Consider the following 4,867-nt stretch of genomic DNA (forward strand, 5'->3'; position numbering starts at 1 on the left):
TCTGTCCGCGCCGCGCGCCCGCCGCCTCGCGCGCCCGCGCCCCCCCCCCCGCCCCCCCTCGCCCGCCCCCCCCCCCCCCGCGGGGGGGGCGCCCCCCCCCCGCGCCGGTTTGGCGCACTTCACAAGATTTGCCCCATTCACTCCCTATCCTGGCCGCACTATGGTCCGGCAACTCGGCGAACTTGAGAACGCCATCATGACCAGGGTGTGGCGGTGGAACCGACCGGTGACGGTTCGCGAGGTTCTCCAGGATCTGCAGTCCGAACGCGAAATCGCCTACACCACGGTGATGACGGTCCTGGACAAGCTGCACAGAAAGGGCTGGCTGCGCCGCGAGCGCGCCGGCCGGGCCTATCGATATGAACCGGTCTCGTCCCGCGAGGCGTACACCGCGGCACTCATGAACGACGCGTGGGCCACGAGTGACAATCCCGCGGCGGCCCTGGTGCACTTCTTCGGCCTCATGTCGCCCGAGCAACGGGAGGCGCTGCGGGACGCCTTGCGGGTGGCCGCACTGTTCCCGCCCGATCCGGCCGGGCCGGAATCCCCGGACGACGGGGCGGATACCGGGGGGACCCCACCCGGGGCGGCGCGATAACGTCCCGCCATGGAGGTCACCATCCGCCGCGCACGGACCACGGACGTGCGGGCAGTACGCAGGCTCATCGACGCCTACTCGCGGGACGGCATTCTGCTCGACAAGCCCACCGTCACCCTGTTCGAATCCGTGCAGGAGTTCTGGGTCGCGGAACGCGACGACGATGCCACCGTGGTGGCCTGCGGCGCGCTGCACGTGATGTGGGAGGATCTCGCCGAGGTCCGCACGCTCGCGGTGGATCCGGCCTGCCGGGGGTTCGGGGTCGGACACCTGCTGCTGGAGAAGCTGCTGCAGACGGCCCGCTGGCTCGGCGTCCGTCGGATTTTCTGCTTGACGTTCGAGGTGCCCTTCTTCGCGAAACACGGTTTCGTCGAGATCGGCGAGCTCCAGGAAACCGATGATGGTACGACAGACCCGGCGGCGATCGCTACGGATGTCTATGAAGAACTTCTCCGCTCGTACGATGAAGGTGTCGCGGAGTTCCTCGACCTGGAGCGGGTGAAGCCCAACACACTGGGCAACTCGCGCATGCTGCTGCACCTCTGAGCGGCTCCGCGCCGGTCAGGGGTTTGTGTTTTCCGGTGAAAGGCGCTTTCCTTTCCTTAGGCAATGGGTCGTTTAGCGGAAAGGGAAGCCCGTGGCACAGAGGGTGCAGGTCATTCTTGAAGACGATCTCGACGGCGGTTCGGCGGACGAGACGGTGACGTTCGCGCTCGACGGCGTTGCCTACGAGATCGATCTGAAGAGCGCGAACGCGGACAAGCTGCGCGGTCTGCTGGCGCCGTACGTCGAGAAGGGCCGCAAGCAGAGCGGCCGGCTCGCCGGTCCGCGCCGGCCGGGCCGCGGCACCGCCGCCCGCCCGTCCGGCAGCGCTCCGGACACCGCCAAGATCCGCGCGTGGGCCAAGGAGCAGGGCCTGGAGGTCAACGACCGCGGCCGCGTTCCGAGCGTGGTCCGCGACGCCTACGACAAGGCGAACGTGGCCTGACCCCGGCCCCGGACCACCGGAGCGGGTGCGGGGCCCCGGCGGCCGCGGACGGCGTCGACGGCACACGCGCGGGGCGCGGAGGAGCCTCCTCCGCGCCCCGCGGCACGCGCCGGACCGGCCGCACCGCCGCCGGGGGCCGGACGGGACGGCCGCGGGCCGGGCTCGGGCGGCGGAACAATCACGAGCTGTGCAACGCTGTAGGGGCGAAGCGGTAACGCGGACACCACCGGGATGGCGTACCGGCCACGGTGGCCCCCGCTGAGCCACCGTCACCGCGGCCCCGTCCCGGCCCGACTTCTCGCCAGGCGAACACCGCCACCGCGGAAACTGCGCGAGAACCGCCCCGATACCGGGTATGAATGCAGGTGGACGGGTTCTTCGACCCGTCCAGGGGCAGTATGCGTGACCGGCCGGAGACGGATCCGGCTGCACCCCGGCGGTCCTTGTTCGCCGATGGCGTAGCGGTATCCGGTGCATCCGGCCCGCCTGCGGGAACACCGATTCCCAGCATCAGGTTGGGATTGGTGTCGGCTGGTCGCGCAGCATCTCGCTCCCACTACCGGGGAGTGAATCCGTGGGCCGCGCCGCTGAGCGGGACTAGCATGCGGAAGGACAGGGCGGGGACAGTCCCCGAACTGCCCGACCGCTCTGAGGAGCGATAAACGATGTTCGAGAGGTTCACCGACCGCGCGCGGCGGGTTGTCGTCCTGGCTCAGGAAGAAGCCCGGATGCTCAACCACAACTACATCGGCACCGAGCACATCCTCCTGGGTCTGATCCACGAGGGCGAGGGCGTCGCCGCTAAGGCCCTGGAGAGCCTCGGGATTTCTCTTGAGGCCGTACGCCAGCAGGTCGAGGAGATCATCGGCCAGGGCCAGCAGGCCCCGTCCGGCCACATCCCCTTCACCCCCCGGGCGAAGAAGGTCCTGGAGCTGTCGCTCCGGGAGGCCCTGCAGCTCGGCCACAACTACATCGGCACCGAGCACATCCTGCTCGGCCTGATCCGCGAGGGCGAGGGCGTCGCCGCCCAGGTCCTGGTCAAGCTGGGTGCCGACCTGAACCGGGTGCGCCAGCAGGTCATCCAGCTGCTGTCCGGCTACCAGACCGGCGGCGGCAAGGAGTCGGCCACGGCCGGCGGGCCCGCCGAGGGCACCCCGTCGACCTCGCTGGTCCTGGACCAGTTCGGCCGCAACCTCACCCAGGCCGCCCGCGAGGCCAAGCTCGACCCGGTCATCGGGCGCGAGAAGGAGATCGAGCGGGTCATGCAGGTGCTGTCCCGCCGCACCAAGAACAACCCGGTCCTGATCGGTGAGCCCGGCGTCGGCAAGACCGCCGTGGTCGAGGGCCTGGCCCAGGCGATCGTCAAGGGCGAGGTCCCGGAGACGCTCAAGGACAAGCAGCTCTACACGCTGGACCTGGGCGCCCTGGTGGCCGGCTCGCGCTACCGCGGTGACTTCGAGGAGCGCCTGAAGAAGGTCCTCAAGGAGATCCGCACCCGCGGCGACATCATCCTGTTCATCGACGAGCTGCACACCCTGGTCGGCGCGGGCGCCGCCGAGGGCGCCATCGACGCCGCCAGCATCCTCAAGCCGATGCTGGCCCGCGGCGAGCTGCAGACCATCGGTGCCACCACCCTGGACGAGTACCGCAAGCACCTGGAGAAGGACGCCGCGCTGGAGCGCCGCTTCCAGCCGATCCAGGTCGCCGAGCCGTCGCTGCCGCACACCATCGAGATCCTCAAGGGCCTGCGCGACCGCTACGAGGCCCACCACCGGGTCTCCATCACGGACGCCGCCCTGGTCGCCGCCGCCACCCTGGCCGACCGGTACATCTCGGACCGCTTCCTGCCGGACAAGGCGATCGACCTGATCGACGAGGCCGGCTCCAGGATGCGCATCCGCCGGATGACCGCGCCGCCGGACCTGCGCGAGTTCGACGAGAAGATCGCCGACGTGCGCCGCGAGAAGGAGAGCGCGATCGACGCGCAGGACTTCGAGAAGGCCGCGTCCCTGCGCGACGACGAGAAGCAGCTCCTGCAGGCCAAGGCCAAGCGCGAGAAGGAGTGGAAGGCCGGCGACATGGACGTCGTCGCGGAGGTCAACGAGGAGCTCATCGCCGAGGTCCTGGCCACCGCCACCGGCATCCCGGTCTTCAAGCTGACCGAGGAGGAGACCTCGCGCCTCCTGCGCATGGAGGACGAGCTGCACAAGCGCGTCATCGGCCAGAAGGACGCCATCAAGGCGCTCTCCCAGGCCATCCGGCGCACCCGTGCGGGCCTCAAGGACCCGAAGCGCCCCGGCGGCTCGTTCATCTTCGCCGGCCCGTCCGGCGTCGGTAAGACCGAGCTGTCCAAGACGCTGGCGGAGTTCCTCTTCGGCGACGAGGACGCGCTGATCGCGCTCGACATGTCCGAGTTCTCGGAGAAGCACACCGTCTCCCGGCTCTTCGGCTCCCCGCCCGGGTACGTGGGCTACGAGGAGGGCGGCCAGCTGACCGAGAAGGTCCGCCGCAAGCCGTTCTCGGTCGTCCTCTTCGACGAGGTCGAGAAGGCCCACCCGGACATCTTCAACTCGCTGCTGCAGATCCTGGAGGACGGTCGCCTGACCGACTCCCAGGGCCGCGTGGTCGACTTCAAGAACACCGTCATCATCATGACGACCAACCTCGGCACCCGGGACATCTCCAAGGGCTTCAACCTCGGCTTCGCGGCCACGGGTGACACCCAGACCGGGTACGAGCGGATGAAGGCGAAGGTCGGCGAGGAGCTCAAGCAGCACTTCCGCCCCGAGTTCCTGAACCGCGTCGACGACATCGTGGTGTTCCACCAGCTGTCCGAGGACGACATCATCCAGATCGTCGACCTCATGATCGCCAAGGTGGACGAGCGGCTCAAGGACAAGGACATGGGCCTGGAGCTCAGCGTCGAGGCCAAGAAGCTGCTGGCCAAGCGCGGCTACGACCCGATCCTGGGTGCCCGTCCGCTGCGCCGCACGATCCAGCGCGAGATCGAGGACCACCTCTCCGAGAAGATCCTCTTCGGCGAGCTGCGGGCCGGCCACATCGTCGTCGTCGACGTCGAGGGCGAGGGCAAGGAAGCCAAGTTCACCTTCCGGGGCGAGGAGAAGTCCGCCGTCGCGGACACCCCGGCCGCCGTTGCTTCCTCGGGTCCGGACCTGACGAAGTAGCAACATTTAACAGACAACAGCAAGCGGGGGGGGGGGGCCCCCGGGGCCGGCGGGGGGGGGGGGCGGGGAGCGCTCGCCCCCCCGCCGCGCGACGCG

4 protein-coding genes are annotated in these 4,867 nt (G+C 69.4%); all 4 read left to right on the forward strand.

The annotated features are described in order from the left end of the window. Positions 1-160 precede the first annotated feature (160 nt). The 4 genes from ACFV4F_RS19110 (at position 161) to ACFV4F_RS19125 (ending at position 4,771) form a co-directional block, all read left to right on the forward strand. Positions 161-598, forward strand: a complete 438-nt coding sequence (locus ACFV4F_RS19110; protein WP_380442387.1) for a BlaI/MecI/CopY family transcriptional regulator — start codon at positions 161-163, stop codon at positions 596-598. A gap of 9 nt (positions 599-607) precedes the next feature. Beyond that, positions 608-1,144, forward strand: a complete 537-nt coding sequence (locus ACFV4F_RS19115; RefSeq protein WP_329929958.1) for an amino-acid N-acetyltransferase — start codon at positions 608-610, stop codon at positions 1,142-1,144. Positions 1,145-1,235: 91 nt separating this feature from the next. After that, positions 1,236-1,586: an Lsr2 family protein gene (locus ACFV4F_RS19120; RefSeq protein ID WP_380442390.1), complete on the forward strand. Its 351-nt coding sequence runs from the start codon at positions 1,236-1,238 to the stop codon at positions 1,584-1,586. A gap of 665 nt (positions 1,587-2,251) precedes the next feature. Further along, on the forward strand, positions 2,252-4,771 hold the full coding sequence (locus ACFV4F_RS19125) for an ATP-dependent Clp protease ATP-binding subunit (protein WP_350574326.1): 2,520 nt from the start codon (positions 2,252-2,254) through the stop codon (positions 4,769-4,771). The last annotated feature ends 96 nt before the right edge of the window (positions 4,772-4,867 follow it).

Origin of the sequence: Kitasatospora sp. NPDC059722 (genome assembly GCF_042733235.1) — a bacterium.
Taxonomy (GTDB): Bacteria; Actinomycetota; Actinomycetes; order Streptomycetales; family Streptomycetaceae; genus Kitasatospora.